This window comes from Gottfriedia luciferensis (genome assembly GCF_001712755.1).
In the GTDB taxonomy this organism is placed as follows: Bacteria; Bacillota; Bacilli; order Bacillales; family Bacillaceae_G; genus Gottfriedia; species Gottfriedia luciferensis_B.
In genome coordinates, this window is sequence record NZ_MDKC01000002.1 from 1 (window position 1) to 15,080 (window position 15,080).

General features: G+C 32.5%; 18 protein-coding genes and 1 riboswitch. Of the genes, 10 read left to right on the plus strand and 8 right to left on the minus strand.

Going from position 1 to position 15,080, the window contains the following annotated elements:
• Positions 1–595: 595 nt before the first annotated feature.
• The 6 genes from BED47_RS02545 to BED47_RS02570 all read left to right on the plus strand — a co-directional run bounded on the left by BED47_RS02545 (position 596) and on the right by BED47_RS02570 (position 5,368).
• Positions 596–1,135, plus strand: coding sequence for a hypothetical protein (locus BED47_RS02545; protein ID WP_069032268.1), 540 nt, complete (start codon positions 596–598; stop codon positions 1,133–1,135).
• 252 nt (positions 1,136–1,387) lie between these two features.
• Positions 1,388–1,822 carry an HIT family protein gene (locus BED47_RS02550; protein ID WP_069032269.1) on the plus strand — a complete coding sequence of 145 codons (435 nt, stop codon included), beginning with the start codon at positions 1,388–1,390 and terminating at the stop codon, positions 1,820–1,822.
• Between the two features lie 85 nt (positions 1,823–1,907).
• The gene (locus tag BED47_RS02555) at positions 1,908–2,501 is read left to right on the plus strand and encodes a DUF2441 domain-containing protein (RefSeq protein WP_069032270.1); all 594 of its coding nucleotides are present in this window, start codon (positions 1,908–1,910) and stop codon (positions 2,499–2,501) included.
• A 90-nt stretch (positions 2,502–2,591) separates the two neighbouring features.
• A complete protein-coding gene (locus tag BED47_RS02560; protein WP_069032271.1) occupies positions 2,592–3,161 on the plus strand; it encodes a DMP19 family protein in 570 nt (189 codons plus the stop codon).
• Between the two features lie 367 nt (positions 3,162–3,528).
• A complete protein-coding gene (locus BED47_RS02565; protein ID WP_084006734.1) occupies positions 3,529–4,797 on the plus strand; it encodes an MFS transporter in 1,269 nt (422 codons plus the stop codon).
• Entirely contained in the window at positions 4,751–5,368 is a 618-nt protein-coding gene (locus BED47_RS02570; RefSeq protein WP_069032272.1) for a TetR/AcrR family transcriptional regulator, read from the plus strand. The genes BED47_RS02565 and BED47_RS02570 overlap by 47 nt, the downstream gene beginning before the upstream one ends.
• A 35-nt stretch (positions 5,369–5,403) precedes the next feature.
• On the opposite strand, the gene BED47_RS02575 is transcribed toward BED47_RS02570, so the two are convergent.
• The gene (locus BED47_RS02575) at positions 5,404–6,177 is read right to left on the minus strand and encodes a peptidoglycan recognition protein family protein (RefSeq protein WP_069032273.1); all 774 of its coding nucleotides are present in this window, start codon (positions 6,175–6,177) and stop codon (positions 5,404–5,406) included.
• A 207-nt stretch (positions 6,178–6,384) separates the two neighbouring features.
• Here BED47_RS02575 and BED47_RS02580 point away from each other — a divergent pair, with 207 nt between their 5' ends.
• The 3 genes from BED47_RS02580 to BED47_RS02590 all read left to right on the plus strand — a co-directional run bounded on the left by BED47_RS02580 (position 6,385) and on the right by BED47_RS02590 (position 7,672).
• Positions 6,385–6,780, plus strand: coding sequence for a VOC family protein (locus BED47_RS02580; RefSeq protein ID WP_069032274.1), 396 nt, complete (start codon positions 6,385–6,387; stop codon positions 6,778–6,780).
• A gap of 39 nt (positions 6,781–6,819) precedes the next feature.
• Complete coding sequence (locus BED47_RS02585) at positions 6,820–7,038, plus strand: hypothetical protein (RefSeq protein WP_069032275.1); 219 nt, start codon at positions 6,820–6,822, stop codon at positions 7,036–7,038.
• Between the two features lie 121 nt (positions 7,039–7,159).
• Positions 7,160–7,672, plus strand: a complete 513-nt coding sequence (locus tag BED47_RS02590; protein WP_069032276.1) for a hypothetical protein — start codon at positions 7,160–7,162, stop codon at positions 7,670–7,672.
• 154 nt (positions 7,673–7,826) lie between these two features.
• Here BED47_RS02590 and BED47_RS23575 read toward each other — a convergent pair whose 3' ends face one another.
• Together BED47_RS23575 and yjeM are read right to left on the minus strand one after the other, a co-directional pair.
• On the minus strand, positions 7,827–7,967 hold the full coding sequence (locus tag BED47_RS23575; RefSeq protein WP_175403438.1) for a hypothetical protein: 141 nt from the start codon (positions 7,965–7,967) through the stop codon (positions 7,827–7,829).
• An 81-nt stretch (positions 7,968–8,048) separates the two neighbouring features.
• A complete protein-coding gene (gene yjeM / locus BED47_RS02595) occupies positions 8,049–9,548 on the minus strand; it encodes a glutamate/gamma-aminobutyrate family transporter YjeM (protein WP_084006735.1) in 1,500 nt (499 codons plus the stop codon).
• Positions 9,549–9,749: 201 nt separating this feature from the next.
• Between yjeM and BED47_RS02600 the strand changes: the two genes are divergently transcribed.
• Entirely contained in the window at positions 9,750–10,448 is a 699-nt protein-coding gene (locus BED47_RS02600; protein WP_069032277.1) for a DUF421 domain-containing protein, read from the plus strand.
• Between the two features lie 48 nt (positions 10,449–10,496).
• Here BED47_RS02600 and BED47_RS02605 read toward each other — a convergent pair whose 3' ends face one another.
• From BED47_RS02605 to BED47_RS02625, 5 genes are all read right to left on the minus strand, one after another.
• On the minus strand, positions 10,497–11,009 hold the full coding sequence (locus tag BED47_RS02605; RefSeq protein WP_069032278.1) for a cupin domain-containing protein: 513 nt from the start codon (positions 11,007–11,009) through the stop codon (positions 10,497–10,499).
• A 16-nt stretch (positions 11,010–11,025) separates the two neighbouring features.
• Positions 11,026–11,652, minus strand: a complete 627-nt coding sequence (locus BED47_RS02610; protein WP_069032279.1) for a methylthioribulose 1-phosphate dehydratase — start codon at positions 11,650–11,652, stop codon at positions 11,026–11,028.
• Positions 11,649–12,302 (minus strand): 2-hydroxy-3-keto-5-methylthiopentenyl-1-phosphate phosphatase, encoded by a 654-nt coding sequence (locus BED47_RS02615; RefSeq protein ID WP_069032280.1) that lies wholly within the window; start codon positions 12,300–12,302, stop codon positions 11,649–11,651. The genes BED47_RS02610 and BED47_RS02615 overlap by 4 nt, the downstream gene beginning before the upstream one ends.
• 6 nt (positions 12,303–12,308) lie before the next feature.
• Entirely contained in the window at positions 12,309–13,529 is a 1,221-nt protein-coding gene (locus tag BED47_RS02620) for a 2,3-diketo-5-methylthiopentyl-1-phosphate enolase (RefSeq protein ID WP_069032281.1), read from the minus strand.
• 64 nt (positions 13,530–13,593) lie between these two features.
• Positions 13,594–13,697: riboswitch (SAM riboswitch) on the minus strand.
• Positions 13,698–13,754: 57 nt separating this feature from the next.
• On the minus strand, positions 13,755–14,942 hold the full coding sequence (locus BED47_RS02625) for a pyridoxal phosphate-dependent aminotransferase (RefSeq protein WP_069032282.1): 1,188 nt from the start codon (positions 14,940–14,942) through the stop codon (positions 13,755–13,757).
• Positions 14,943–15,080 lie beyond the last annotated feature (138 nt).

Below are 15,080 nucleotides of genomic sequence, written 5' to 3' on the forward strand. Positions count from 1 at the left end.
TGTCACAATTTCGTTGTGTTCGGTGATTAATCTTTTCAACTGTTCTTCGAGATGAGGGTCGTTTTTCTTCGCTAAGATGATCTTGACGATATCGATCGCTTCGCGCGTCTTCATTAATTCTTTTTGCAATTTTTCGACTGCATTCAATTTTCCCATGTTTTACCCTCTTCTTCATTCAGTTTAGTGGATCCGGTCCAAAACTATCCGTTAAGCATACCAAATAAAGCGGATAAATGCACACTTTAATAGCCATGAGTTATTAATTCGAAAAGAAAAAGTATCGAACGATGGTTAGAATAACTGGAATGAAGATGATCCAGCAAATGGATACGTTTATACCAGCTCTTGCAATGGATTTTGACTGAGATGCCACTTCGAACGGTTTACTATTTATTTTTATATTGTTTATACTGTTGGCAATGACGAGCGTATACAGTCCCTTTTGTTGATTAAATTAAAAAGTTATTCAACTAACTCATGCGATTCTTCAATAGAAGATCGCTTTTTTTATTCAACAAAATGGCAGTTTAGTTGCATTATTACTTGGAATTTTATGGTAAAATATATGCGTTAAGGGTAAATGTTAGGAGATTCTATGAAGAAAAAAATGATTTTCGTTTTTATTTTTTTAATTGCATTTGGCTTGATTGTTAATTCGTACAGATTTTTTGAAGACGGTCCATTCTATACAAAATTTGTAAAATCCACAGACCTTTCAAATGAAATCTTCGATAAAGTAGAGCTACACGATAATATTAATACTTCAGCTTACACAAAACGCTTTGGTAAACCGTTGGAAAAAGATGATAATGATGCCTACGATTACTACTTTTGGAAAAATGGATTAACAACTGCTTCCATCATCAATGGGGAAAACAAAGGAGAAATCGTCAGACTAGCCATCGGTAATATCAATGACAGTGAAAAACAGTCTGACCTTAAAACCAGTAAGGGAATCGTATTAGGCGATTCAAAAGAAAAGATCATTTCGTTATATGGACCAAATTATTTTAAATATGTCGAGCAAGGGTGCGATACCATCGGATATGTTGATAAAAAGAATAAGAAGATACTTGAATTTTGGCTGGCGGATAAAGTCGTTGAAATTCGTTTAGATGATCTGAATATGGATTAAGTTAAAAAAGCATTAAAAAGACTGTTTGGTGAATACAGTCTTTTTTAGTACGCAAAATTCAACATTTTAGTTTAACAGAGTCAACTTATTAAAAATATTCTTATGTAACTAATGCAATAGTTGAACAACCTAAAAGCTACTTCAGTAGCTTTTTCTTATTAAAGTAAATAGCAGTTTAGTTGAACAAGGAGTATTAAGATAGTGGATATTTTTGGTAAAATATTTATTGAATAATTACCAAAGGAGATACTTATGATTTTAAACTCAGAATGTTTAGGTTGCAGACTATATAACCAACTTGAATCAGTGAATATTGTATATGAAAATGAGTATGTTTGTTGCATTTTGGATATCGAACCTTTTAATGAGGGACATACTTTAATTCTTCCGAAAAAGCATTATTTAGATACCGAAGAGTTAGATGTTGAAACAGCAAATGATATTATGATAGCATCTATGACCATTTCAAAGGCACTAAAAAAATTATTTCAACCTGATGGTATTACTATTTGCCAAAACGGTGGAAAATTCAACGACTTGACGCATTATCATATGCACGTCATACCGAGGTTTGAAGGAGAACCATTTTACTATGAGGAACAAAAGGATAATATCAAAGAAAAAGCTACTTTTATAGAAACGAAAAATAGGTTAAAAGATATGATCGAAGAGATTATCGAGAGGTAAAGTGAATTTGAGAACTTATGTAACTAACGTATGCTTAGTTCAAAAATAATGTTAAATAATGATGTATTCGAGTAGGAGACGAACCATGAAAGATAACGAAATGTATGTTTATCACATTGTTACTAGGAAAAAAATGAACCTTGGTCAGATAATTGACTTCGACAGTGATCAAAAAAACACCTTATATAGCTTCTTTTTTGAGATGGAGCAATTGAATTCTAAAGGTGAAGATTTTATTCGGATTTTTTACAAACATTATACAGAAGCAGGTTTGAAACTGGATGTAGAAAATACTGAAGTCGTTAAGAAGTATATAGGTCAAACAACCAGAGCAATTAGAGAAGTAATTTTAGAAATGGTTAGACTACAAGAATATCCAGAATATCCGTCTAGATTGTCTTGTTTATATGCTGCTAAAAGTTACGAGGATGCTTTGAAATGGAAGGAAATATTCGATTCGTTCAATAGGAATGTTTTGCAAATCGTTAAATTAAGAGTTAAGGGGAGTTCATTTGAAGGGGATGGAAATCTTTTACCAAAGGAGGATGGAGTTCCATTTGCTCGGAAAATTGAACAAGCTAGAAAGTATTGGTTAGGTAATGTTACAAATGATCTTCCTGAGCTTTTAATTAATGGGAAAATTGAAGTAGTAGAAATTATTGATGATTTCGCAGTTTAATTTCACCGTTTTTAAAATTTATTTCTTATGCAACTAACGCATGCGATAGGTCAATAGGGTCATTAGTTTATTTCAAAGGTAGGTTTTGATATGAGAGATAGGAATTATCGAGAATTTCTTAATAAGTTAGTTTCATTGAAGAAATTAAAAGATAAATCTGGCGAAGAAATTGTAGAAGAAATTGCATCAAACTTATATGAAGGCGAAAATTATTTAATATTCCAAGAGGAATATTTTTATAAAATCCCTGAACAAATTAGAGATGTTATTCTCTTAATCAATTTTGATACTGAACTTGCAATGGAAGGTATATTGGGTTTTCTTGAAAACTCAAGTGGTGTTTATCTAAACGATACAATAGAAACCTTAGAAAAGATAAAAGCAGAACAAGATCACAATATATTGAATAATATCAAGCATATATTGGATGAGAATAATATATCTACTTCTCAATTAAGAGCTAATACAAAGGATCAAGAACTTTATAGCATTCAAGGCTTTAGTGAAACACATGGCTCAGCATATGATGATATGGCAGATAGAATTTGTGAAATTGCGGAAAAACTTTATATTTCTTCAGAAGATAGAAACATATTTGATTACCTTATTTTGTATGTAGATAAAAATAAATCATTGTTGATCACGGAACTAAACAAATGAAATTTCAGATTCTCTTATTCAACTAACGAATGCTCTAATTGAATAACTGTTCCTAAAGGTTGTCTAATTTGACAATCTTTTTTTAGTTGAAAAATAAACATTTTAATTTAACTGCGCTTTCTTTTTATTTAATTTGCTCCAACTATTTAACTAGTATAATTTCTTTAATCTTCTCTTTAAATTCATTCCAATTAATTAAGTGACTGTAATCCAATCAAAAAATTTTAATACTTTTAATTCCGTTTATGAATAAAGTTAAACGAGGAATATAGCTAATATTCAGAAAAAGTAATTGAAAAACGACATTAGTGTCGTTATAATTAAATAAAAAACGACATGAGTGTCGGTTTCAAGGGGGCTAAGTTAGATGAAGGGTCTAAGGAATAATAAAGGTTTCTTAACATTAATGGTTGCTCAAGCGATTTCAAATATTGGTGATTGGTTAAGTATTGTCGCCATCATTACGCTTGTAGGGTTAAAATGGAATGCTTCACCAATTGAAGTGTCATTTATTATTTTATGTCTCGCTGTTCCGATGGCTTTATTAGGACCAGTTGCTGGTACGTTTGCAGATCGTTTTAGTAGAAAGCAATTGATGGTTTTATCGGACATTGTCCGTGCTGGTTTATTTGTTTTACTTGCATTAGCAAATACGTTGTGGATGGTCTATATTTGTTTGTTTACAATTGGATTGTTTTCTGCTGTTTTTAATCCTGCGAAAAATGGAAAGTTAAAGGAACTAGTTCCGAATGAAGAAATAAAAAGCGCGATGTCAATTACAGCAATGATTGACTCAGCTACAAAAATTTTCGGACCGATTTTGAGTGGAATTCTAGTTTCAGCAGCTGGAACAACGCCAGTATTTTATATTAATTCAGTATCATTTATTATCTCTGCGATCTTAATTTTCTTGCTTCCAAAAGTTGCCCAGCAGATTAAAGGAGAAAAAGTGAAAGATAAATCGAAATCTTCCTATAAAACTGAATTTATGGAAGGCCTATCATTTATTAAAACAAATACTCAAATTTTAGTAGGTATGTTATTTTTAGGTTTTAGTCTCTTAATCTTGCAGTTATCAGATTCGCAAATTATAGTTTTAATAAGGGAACTTAAACATGCGTCACCAGGTTTATTTGGCTATTTAGTAACTGGGTCTGGAGTAGGAATGTTTTTTTCTAGTTTAATATTAGCGAAAAAAACAAATTATCGTGCTTATAATTTAATGTTAATTGGGGTTTGTGGAATCGGATTTGGTTTTGGTATGATGGCTTTATTCACACATTTTAATCTCGATTTTTCAATTGTTTGGGCACCATTATTAGGGTTGTTTGCAGGATTTGCAGCTGGCTTAGTATTTGTTCCATTCCAAGCATCTGTTCAAGTCGATACCCCAGTTGAGTTAACCGGCAGAGTATTTGGCGTAATAGGAAGTGTTACCACAACAGCAACAATTATTGGACCTTTATTAGGAGGATGGTTATCAACGGTAATAGGTGTCATTCCAACATTTATTATCTCTGCATCACTTTTAGTATTTGTCTCACTAATAGGATTCTTAACGAAAAATAGAGTAGAGCGGGGGAAGAACTATGTCTCCAAAAGTCAGCAAGGAGCACCAACAGCAACGTCGAACTAAAATTTTAGAAGCAGCAAAACAAGTGTTTATCGAAAATGGATATGAAAGAACGACTATGAAGCATGTGATGGACGCATCAAATGTAAGTAGAGGTGGATTATATCAATATTTTGCTAATAAAGAAGAAGTGTTTGAATCACTTTTATATGAGTCGCTACTTAGAGTGTCTGAGGAAACAAGTAAATTATTGAATCAAAATGTTGATTCATATTGGGAATTACTTTTGTTAAGAATGTTCGGTGAAAGCAGAGTGCCAAATGATCGAATGGATCCTTTGGCACCAATTACTTTAGAGTTTTTCATTACTGGTAGAAATGATGAAAGAAGAAAAAAGTATGGGAAAGAACGATATTTTTATGGTATTAAAATCTTTTCTGATGTCATTAAAGAAGGTCAAAAAAACAAAGAATTTAGTAAAAAGTATGATAGTGAAATTTTAGCAAGAATGATTGTTTCATTTATTGATGGACTTGCACTAGACTATGCGATACTCTCAGCGGAAGAAATCATGATAAAAGAACAATCGATTTTGTTTGTACAATTTTTAAAATTTGCTCTCGAAGTAGAATGAACGGGATTGTTATTAAATTAGCATCCCAAATAAAATTATTTATTTAACATATTCCAAGTCTTTTCTCCAACTATCCCGTCCGGTTTTAGACCGATCTGTTGTTGAAATAGTTTTACGGCATTTGCAGTCTGAGTACCGAAATGACCGTCTGGCGTAATGCCTAAAAGCTGTTGAATGGTAATGACATAAATATTTGAATCTCCTATTTTCATAACATGACCAGGGTATTTTAATGAGTGATTCAATAAATGCCCTACATTTATTTTGAAATGATTAAAAATATCAGTATATTTTACAAATGGGTATGGACATGGTTTTCTAGTAATATCAAAATGACGGACGATATCTTTTTGAGTTAAATTAAACATTGAACATAAATCATTCACAACCATTACTGTTCGATTGATGGTCGTATTTGAAATACGATTATCTTTTTCAACACACATTTCAACGGCAATTGATAATAAATTGGCATTTGGCTTTAATGCTTCAACTCCACGAAATGGTACACCATTCACATAAGTATATTTTTCATTTGCATGGAATGTCACCTCGTTTAAAGGGATAATACAAATTGCCTCTTTAGGATCTACAAAAATATGTGCTGAAGCATATGAGGGTTTTCGCCCTTGACTTATTGCCTCCGCATTTTGTTGGGGTAAAACCTCACCAAAATATTTATAATGTCCGTTAGCAGTTGCACCAGGATTAGCAGTCCAATGAATAACGATTTTTTTAACTCCATTTAATTTTTGACCTGATCTTGTATATTGATTAATTGGGATGAATTTATTTTTCCAACTTGGCATGCAACAACCTCCTTATCTATATTTTTAAGAATTTTTGTAATGAATCTGTTGAATTCCAATTGTCACTAGTAATAGAATATGAACACTAAATTTTTATCATGTTGAAAATGGCCCCAATTAAAAGAAGGTATACAATTAAATTGATTGAATTCATTTAAGTGAAGCAAATCTTTACTAAAAATGGTGAATGAGTTTAGGAGGTACCAAATGAAAGAGGTAAAAAAAGCTAAAATCGAAAGTTCATTGACCGTATTATTAGTTTCTGATTTTGACAAATCGAAAAAATATTACGAAGAATGTTTAGGTTGTGAAGTTAACGAATATTGGGCAATAAGGGATGATTTTGGATTAGGATTTAAGTTAATTCAAGCGAATAATAAGGAAGATGTTAATCCTAACAAAGGAACATGGAATACGTATGCTTATGTTAATAATTTTGATGAATTAAATTTGCTATTTGATGAATTAAAAACAAATAGAGCCATAATCGTTACCGAGCCTGAATTAAGCGAATTTGAATGGGGAGTTTGGAAGGAGTTTTCGGTACGAGATTTGGACGGTTATGTAATTGGATTCGGATCAGGGCATAAAATTGAAAACTAAGAAAATGGCTATACTAATCGTGACAAAAGGAGTGATTAGATGAATTTTCGATCAAAGGAACAAATTTTAGCCGAACAACCATCAATTGAAAGAAAAATAGAATTTAGAGGTAATAAATATAAATTAGTTGATACAGTTCATGATGTTTCACACGGTGGGTTTGATGATCTTACATGCTACACTTACAGAAATGAAGCGGAAAACGCGGAAATATTGCTATATGTACAAAAAGGAAAAATCGTAATTGTTGAACCTTAAGAAAAGGTTTTAAGACTGTCTTGTATATACAGGCAGTTTTTTATTTGTCTTAGGACTAATATGATGACATTTAGAGATATTAAGTGAAACGGTAGATTTGGAAAAATAGGGGGCATGTGGATTGAAAAAAATTATTCTTTTATTCTCAATTCTTTTGTTTACTGCTTGTTCTCATGGTAATGGTGCAGTTGAATCATTAAAAAAAGAATATCCTAAAACTATAAAACAAGATGTAGATCAATTACCTAAAGATGTACAAAAAGAACTAGTTGTACCAGAAAAGATACCGTTTAGAGCAAAGGATGTCACAATGGATGTACAAAAAAATCAAAAAAATGGAGCTATTAATGCTACCTCTTTTAATTACTCAAATGAAGAAGTAGAGGTCACAATGTTTGTCATCACTTATCATAATAAAAAACCTTCCTTCCCAGATGAACAACAACCATTAAAAACAACTAAATTAAAAGATGGAACAAAAGTTTTGATTGTTGCTGATGATGATAATACAAAAACAATTCGTTGGAAGAAAGACGGGCTTTATCATTCAATTTCACTTCTTTTTTCAGAAGAAACTGGTAAACAATACACGATTCGAGATTTAGTAAAAACCGCGAATTCGATGAGTAAATAATCAAAATTGACCGCCAAAATGACGGTCATTTTTTTACATATTTAGAAAGTACAAATTGGCAAACGGAGAAGAAAAATCGGCGCAGATGGATTTAAGTATCAGTACAATTGCGCCTTTTGATTTCTCCTAACGACTCACCAATCGCGAGTTTTCTTTATGAGTTTTTAACTTCATTAAGAGCTTCAGTATTTGATTTACTTGGAGCAAAATAACCTTCTGAATTAACTGCAGCAGGTGTAGGTTGCCCTTTATTTTTGTTTTTCTTTTTTACATGTGGATTTTGATTGTGACCCATGAAATATCACCTCCAAATTTAGTATGTGCTATATTTCCAACTTACTTTCGGAATTGTTGTTAACAATAAGTGGGAAGATTGCTAGGCAATTTTCTTCTCTTTTTGGGTATGTTTTCTTGAACGGTTAAGAATTAGTAAAGCTAATATTGAAAAGAAGATGGGACCTGCAATCATCCAGATTGTTGAGTTGTAATCACCCTCAATAGCCGGTTGTATGATTGTAAAAAAGTTTGCAAATCCAACTACTAATATAACGAGAATGCTTGCAAATAAAGCAGATGAATTTGATTTTAAAATTTGGAATGGTTTATCGATTTGATCATTCCTTTTAAACATTGGATACGCAATTCCTAAGAATATATAAGGTAATGTCATTGAAACATTTGTCATTAAAGTTATTTTATTAAAAAATGCAGACGCTCCTTGACCTCCAAAGGATGTTAGGACAATGATAAATGAAACTATTGCAAATTGTACCCACATTGCATTGACAGGCATACCTTTCTCATTTGTGTCTGTAAATTTTGTTGGCCATAAGTATTTTGGTGTACCCTTAATGATTGTTTTTAATGGAGCATAAATTAATGTGAAAAATGCTCCGGTATATGCAAGAAACATTGATAATCCAGTAATTCTTGCAAACCAAATGCCAATTAGATCGGCAGTATGTGTTGATAATGTAAAAGCTTTTCCAAGTTCTAATCCTAAATTGTACATTAGCACATATGTTATATTCCCTAAATTTGTAGTGCTAGCACTTAAATCATTTGACCAGTTAATAAAAATACCTACTAAAAAAATACCTAACGAATATCCTACTGAGATAATAATTGCTGAAATCGTAATGCCCTTTGGAAAATTACGTTCGGCGTTTTCTGTTTGATCAACTAATCCGCCAATTGCTTCTAAACCGCCATATGCAAAGATTGCAAATACAACAAATGATAAGATCGCAAGGGTAGATAGATAATTTGGATTAGGTGAGTGAGCAAATGCTGATGAAAAGCTTTTAATTGGTTGAGCAAATTTTCCTCCATTGAATAGAAAAATAAGGATACTTGTGATTAGCAATACTATATTTAATGAGAAAACTGTAACCCCACCAATCGTTGTAACCTTACTAATACTTTCAATCCCTTTAGAAGCAAAATATGTCACAACTAACATCCAAAGTAATGCTAATAAGCCAATTGATTGAGTAGATGAAAGTCCAAATAATGAAAGGGATTGGGTTTTATCTCTACCAAAAATAAACGTTGATAGCGGAATCCAAACCTTTGAAGAGACACTAACCATATAAATTACATAGGAAGAGAACCACATAAAAGTTCCAATAAAAGCGAATCTAGGCCCAACTGAATCAGCCATCCATGTATAAATTCCACCTTCAGAATGCTTATATGCAGCTCCGAACTCAGCCATCATAAAAGCAAATGGAATAAAAAACGTAATAGCTGAGAGTAAATACCATGGAATTGCGCTATATCCCATTAAATAAAAAGCTGTAGGTATATTTCCAAAGCCATATACAGTTGTAAATACCATTAATATTAAGCCAACAAGTGATAGTTTTTTACTCAAGATCTCACCTCAATAAATTAGTCGATTATAAATGAATAATATTATTTTCTTCAATAATCGGTAATTTATGAGGACATAACAACCGGTCAGGTTTACTAATTTTTTAGAAATAATAAAGAATAGTTTCGTTCTATTTTTCAAACGCTAAGTTGATTAATAAATACTTAAAACGGTTTTTTTGAAAGAGAAAGGATGAACTAAATGAGCTTTAATGAAGTAGTATTAAGAGTTATATGCTCATTTTTTGTTTTATTTATTTTAACGAGATTAATGGGGAAGAAGGAAATTAGTCAATTAGATGTTTTTACATTTATAACAGCCATAACAATAGGGAATATAGCAGCATCAATTACGACATCTAAAACTTTAGATATTGAGGATGGAATCATTGGATTAGTTGGCTGGGCAGTTTTGACGATCGTCATGGGGTATTTAAGTTTAAAATCTAAAACTGCACGTCGGCTGATTCTTGGTGAACCAATTATTTTAATTAGACAAGGAAAAATAATGGAAAATGCATTAAAAAAAGCCAGAATAGATACGGAGCAATTTCAAGGAATGCTTCGTAATGAGAGTATTTATTCGTTGAAAGATGTTGAGTACGCTATATTTGAAATCGATGGCAGTCTGTCCATTATGAAAACAAAAGATGTTAAAACGAAAAAAAATAAAACGTGGAAAAAAACTTTGTTATTTCCAACTTCAACAGCAGTGGTAACTGACGGGGAAGTAAATGAAGACGCATTATCAAATTTAAACTTGGATAAAAAATGGTTAATGGCTCAACTTGAGAGGGTAGGCATAAAATCAGTTTCAGATGTGTTTTTTGTTGAAGTACAAACCGACGGGTCGTTATATATCGACTACCGAGAAGATCATTTTAATGAAGAAGAAAATTAATTGACTCACATCCTAAAGTGGATATGAGTCAATTTAGTTTTTATCAAATTATTCGTAAATTGGCACCCAGCCTTCAGTAGTAACAAACAATCGAACAGCAACTACTTTACGATCCTCTGCTAGTGTGAAGTAGTGGCGTACATTTGGTGGTACAGAAATTAAATCTCCAGGATTCAAATTAACATGGAAAAAGCCTTCATTTCCTTCGATAATAAACGTTCCGTGACCGCTAACAATGAAGCGAACTTCGTCATCTGTATGATGATGCTCACGGTTGAAGTTTTTAAGTAATTCATCAAGATTTGGAGTTGCTTCTGAAAGCGTAATAATATCACTTGCTAAATAGCCACGTCTTGATGAAATACTGTCGATTTCAGTTTTAAATGTTTCAAGAATCGCTGCTTTTTCATCATCTGATAGAATAAATTTTTCTTGTAACGAACTTTGTAATTGTTCGATATTCCAATTTTCATAAATAACACCTTGTTCTTCTAAATATGCTTTTACTTCAACATCACTTGTAATATGATAATCTTTTTTTTCTACCCAAATTGTTGCCATTCTTCATTCCTCCAAATTAGTTCTTTATAAATGTATTTTTTTGTATACCTTGTAATGCGTATTGAAAAAGAAACTCATAAGCTTCTAAATGTTTCTTAGCCTCAAATGCCGATTCGGCCCATACTGTTATACCATGATTATGAATTAATACAGCACCATGATCATTCTTAATATGTGGTAGAAATTCATTTGCAAGAGTAGGGATATGCGCATGATTTTTTATAATTGGAATTGTAATTTCTGCATCTTCTTCCCATAGTCCTAATGCTTTTATAATTTCGATACCAGAAAAAGATAACTCATCTTGATATGGAAAATCCTTTGTTATAAAGTTATTTGCTAAAGTGTGTACATGTAGAACGCATTTTGCATTTGTGTGTTGATAAATTAGACGATGCAAAATGGCTTCAGCTGATGGTTTTTTTGATTCATCCCAAACAGATTGGTCAAATTCATTAACGAGTAAAAAATCGTCATAAGTATGTTTTGTTTTATCTTTACCACTAGTTGTAACTAAAAAGTTCAAAGGCTCCTCATTTACTTTAATTGATAAATTTCCACTAGTTCCTAAAAACCAATCTCGATCAGCAAGTACTTTTTTTACTTCACGGATTTCATCATAATGTTTGAAAAAGTCCTTCATACTAGTACCTCCTTCTCTAATGAAGCTCGAATATCATCGAAATTTTCAAAAGGAATGAAAGGTAAAGATAATTCTACACATTTATCTTTTAAGAAATCTCGGGCAAAAATTAAATTTGCTTCTTTTGCAATTTGTAAGTCAGTAATTGAATCGCCAATGACAATGATAAAATCATTTGATTCACTAAATTTTCTTTTAACAGATGGTTTGCACATTCCACAATCATTCGTACAGTTTTCATCACAAGAGTGATCCCAATGAATTTTTACAGTTTGGCCTGTAAAGTCAGTACGATTACATAAAATATCCGAAGTGGGAAGATAATCCGCTAATATAGGATGAACGAAAAAATCTAGTCCGCCACTTACAACTTTTAACTCATATTGTTGAGCGCTTACAAATTGAATAAAATCGCTAAAACCATCTCGAATGACAGTACGATCAATTACAAAATCGGTCATTTCTTGTTTTTTCGTTGAAGGAATCGTAGCAAACATTTTCTCTACGCCTTCTCGAATCGATATATTGCCATTTAATACTTCACTTGTTAATTCACTTACTGAAGGTGGAGTAAATTCTTTAATTAAATTAACGATATTGTCACCCTCTGTAATTGTTCCATCAAAGTCACAAAAAATCTTTATTGCCATTGTTGTTTACCCCCAAAGTTGTAATGCTTTTTGTAGTGATGTATTTGGAAGTGCGTAGTCTTTTAGCTCAACTCCAGATAATGTTGCTGAAATTGCTTCTCTAAATGCATTACCTCCACCGATTGGTCCATCCGGGTGTCCATGCACACCGCCGCCAGCGTTGATGACTTGCTCAATTCCAAAATCTTGAATTAGTTGAGGTACAAGTCCTGGGTGAATTCCAGCAGATGGTACTGGGAATGTCTCTTTTAGTCCATTTGATACTGTTAAGTTTTCAGCGATTTTTAATGCTGTCTCTTTTTGTAATGCAACTGATCCATATGGAGAAGGGAATAGACTGAAATCTGCACCAGCAATTCGTAAAAGTTTCCCTAGTAATAATCCAGCGTCAATACCATAAATTGGAGAGGAACTAAACGCACCCGATACAGCAGGATGTGCCATAATTGGAATATTAATTGATGGATCTTCTGCCAATCCTTGCAGTACATCAATTCCATACGAGAACACATTTAATAAAAATACATCAGCACCAGCTTCAGCAGCACGTAATGCTTTTTCTTTTAACTCATATGTACGGCCAGTTAAATTCACCGCGTATAAAGTTTTGTGTCCTGTTTTTTCATAAACTTGGTTCAAAATATTTTTTCCGTGTGTGACGCGATCCGTAATAGAGGTAATCGTGTCAAAAAGAATCTCGTCATCTTTAATTAAATCAACGCCACCTAAAGCTTGTTTTTTTAATTCTGCTGAAATGTATTGAATATCTCTGCCGATAATTGATTTGAAAATGCTCATTAATAAAGGTCGATCATATACATCCAACTTCTCTCGAATGCCTTTAATACCAAATTTTGGACCTGGGAAAAGAGTTAAAATGTCATCTGTAAAATTTAAATCAATTAGTTTAATTTCACCATCAAGAGATAGCTTACCGAAAACAGTTGTTAAAATAGCTGGTAGATCAGCTGAAAAATTTAAGCTAGGATAATAGATTTCAATAATCCCTTTTGTCGCTTTATAGCCTAAAAAGTTAACGATATTTTCTTCGCATTCGATTTCATGAACTGAAATTACTTTGCCTTTATGCTTTTGTAATTGAATTTGATCATTTTGAGGTAAATTCGTCCATGAACCAACCGTTAAACCTAGCGCAATTGACTCTGCCTTTTTTTCTAAATGATGATTTTTATCATAAACTTGGTAAGTTGCTATTACTCCACTCATTTCAAAACCTCCAAAAAGTTTTAATCAAACAAAAAACCTCTCCACTAAGGAGAGGTTTACCTACACCTTATCTGTCAGCAAATGCTGCGAGAATTAGCACCGTACTAGTTAACTAGCCGGTTGCCGGGTTTCGTCGGGCTCGGTCCCTCCACCTACTCTGAATAAAGTTATATTTAATTTTGAATTCTTAATCTATTCGCATTATTTCATGAACAATCACAATTGTCAAACATTAAATTTTGAAAATATTTCAATCTCTTTTAATCTAGCAACTGCTTCCTTCAATCGATCCGTATCTGATAGTAGGCCGACTCTTACATAACCTTCACCATATTCTCCAAATCCATTTCCTGGAGCGACTGCAATATGAGCTTCTTCAAGCAAAAGATCAGCAAATTCCTGTGATGTAAAACCTGATGGAATTTTTAACCATGCAAAAAACGAACCTGCTGGTGCAGTTACTTCCCATCCAATTTCGTGACAACCGCTAATAAATACATTTCTACGCTCTTCATAAAGAGCTAATAGTTGTTTGACACTTTCTTGCGATTCAGTTAGTGCAACAGCGGCAGCTTCTTGAACAGCAGGGAAGATGCTAACGTAAAGATGATCCTGTAATAGATTAATTGCTGAAATAACTTCTTTATTTCCAACTGCAAAACCGATTCTCCAACCAGCCATATTATAAGTTTTAGAAAGGGTATAAATTTCAATCCCGCATTCCTTTGCTCCTGGAGTTTGAAGATAACTTAAAGGTTTTTTGCCGTCAAAACCAAATGCACCGTAAGCAAAATCATGACAAACGGTAATCTGATTATTTTTTGCAAGCTCAACTGTTTCTTTAAAAAATTCATCAGTAGCTATAGCTCCCGTGGGATTATTTGGATAATTGATAAATAATATTTTACTAGCATCCAAAACGTCTTGAGGAATTAACTTATAATCTGGTAAAAATTGATTTTCTTCTAGTAATGGAAGCATGTATGGAACTGTTTTTGATAGAGATATACCAGATAAATAGTCCGGATAGCCTGGGTCTGGCACTAAAATTGTATCTCCCGCATCACATAAACAAAGTGGTAGCTCTACTAATCCAGCTTTTCCACCGAATAAGATGGCTACTTCTTCCTCTGGGTCTAAATCAACATCATACTCTCGTTTATAAAATTCTACAACAGCATTTTTTAGAGAGCTCATTCCTCTAAACGGAGAATAGCGATGAGTTAATGGATTTTCAACAGATTGCTGTAATGCTTTTATAATATGATCAGGTGTTGGTTGATCTGGATTTCCTTGACCAAGATTAATGACATCATGACCATTACTGATTGACTGATTTACTTTTTGGACTAGTGAAGCAAAAAATTGTTTTGGTAAATTGTTTAATAGTTTACTATGATTCAAGTTAATCACTCCAAAAATATAATAAAATTAATTTGAATAGATCGTTTCTTAATCGAATGATTTTCATGAACGACTGTTGCAATAACTTTCACCATCATATATGCTCGATTTAAAAATGTCTATAAAATTTAGAATAGGGTGAATAAA

Coding starts and splice junctions, on each gene's coding strand:
- BED47_RS02545 (WP_069032268.1), top strand. CDS start 596: ATGAAGAAAAAAATGATTTTCGTTTTTATTTTTTTAATTGCATTTGGC.
- BED47_RS02550 (WP_069032269.1), top strand. CDS start 1,388: ATGATTTTAAACTCAGAATGTTTAGGTTGCAGACTATATAACCAACTT.
- BED47_RS02555 (WP_069032270.1), top strand. CDS start 1,908: ATGAAAGATAACGAAATGTATGTTTATCACATTGTTACTAGGAAAAAA.
- BED47_RS02560 (WP_069032271.1), top strand. CDS start 2,592: ATGAGAGATAGGAATTATCGAGAATTTCTTAATAAGTTAGTTTCATTG.
- BED47_RS02565 (WP_084006734.1), top strand. CDS start 3,529: ATGAAGGGTCTAAGGAATAATAAAGGTTTCTTAACATTAATGGTTGCT.
- BED47_RS02570 (WP_069032272.1), top strand. CDS start 4,751: ATGTCTCCAAAAGTCAGCAAGGAGCACCAACAGCAACGTCGAACTAAA.
- BED47_RS02575 (WP_069032273.1), bottom strand. CDS start 6,177: ATGCCAAGTTGGAAAAATAAATTCATCCCAATTAATCAATATACAAGA.
- BED47_RS02580 (WP_069032274.1), top strand. CDS start 6,385: ATGAAAGAGGTAAAAAAAGCTAAAATCGAAAGTTCATTGACCGTATTA.
- BED47_RS02585 (WP_069032275.1), top strand. CDS start 6,820: ATGAATTTTCGATCAAAGGAACAAATTTTAGCCGAACAACCATCAATT.
- BED47_RS23575 (WP_175403438.1), bottom strand. CDS start 7,967: ATGGGTCACAATCAAAATCCACATGTAAAAAAGAAAAACAAAAATAAA.
- BED47_RS02600 (WP_069032277.1), top strand. CDS start 9,750: ATGAGCTTTAATGAAGTAGTATTAAGAGTTATATGCTCATTTTTTGTT.
- BED47_RS02605 (WP_069032278.1), bottom strand. CDS start 11,009: ATGGCAACAATTTGGGTAGAAAAAAAAGATTATCATATTACAAGTGAT.
- BED47_RS02610 (WP_069032279.1), bottom strand. CDS start 11,652: ATGAAGGACTTTTTCAAACATTATGATGAAATCCGTGAAGTAAAAAAA.
- BED47_RS02615 (WP_069032280.1), bottom strand. CDS start 12,302: ATGGCAATAAAGATTTTTTGTGACTTTGATGGAACAATTACAGAGGGT.
- BED47_RS02620 (WP_069032281.1), bottom strand. CDS start 13,529: ATGAGTGGAGTAATAGCAACTTACCAAGTTTATGATAAAAATCATCAT.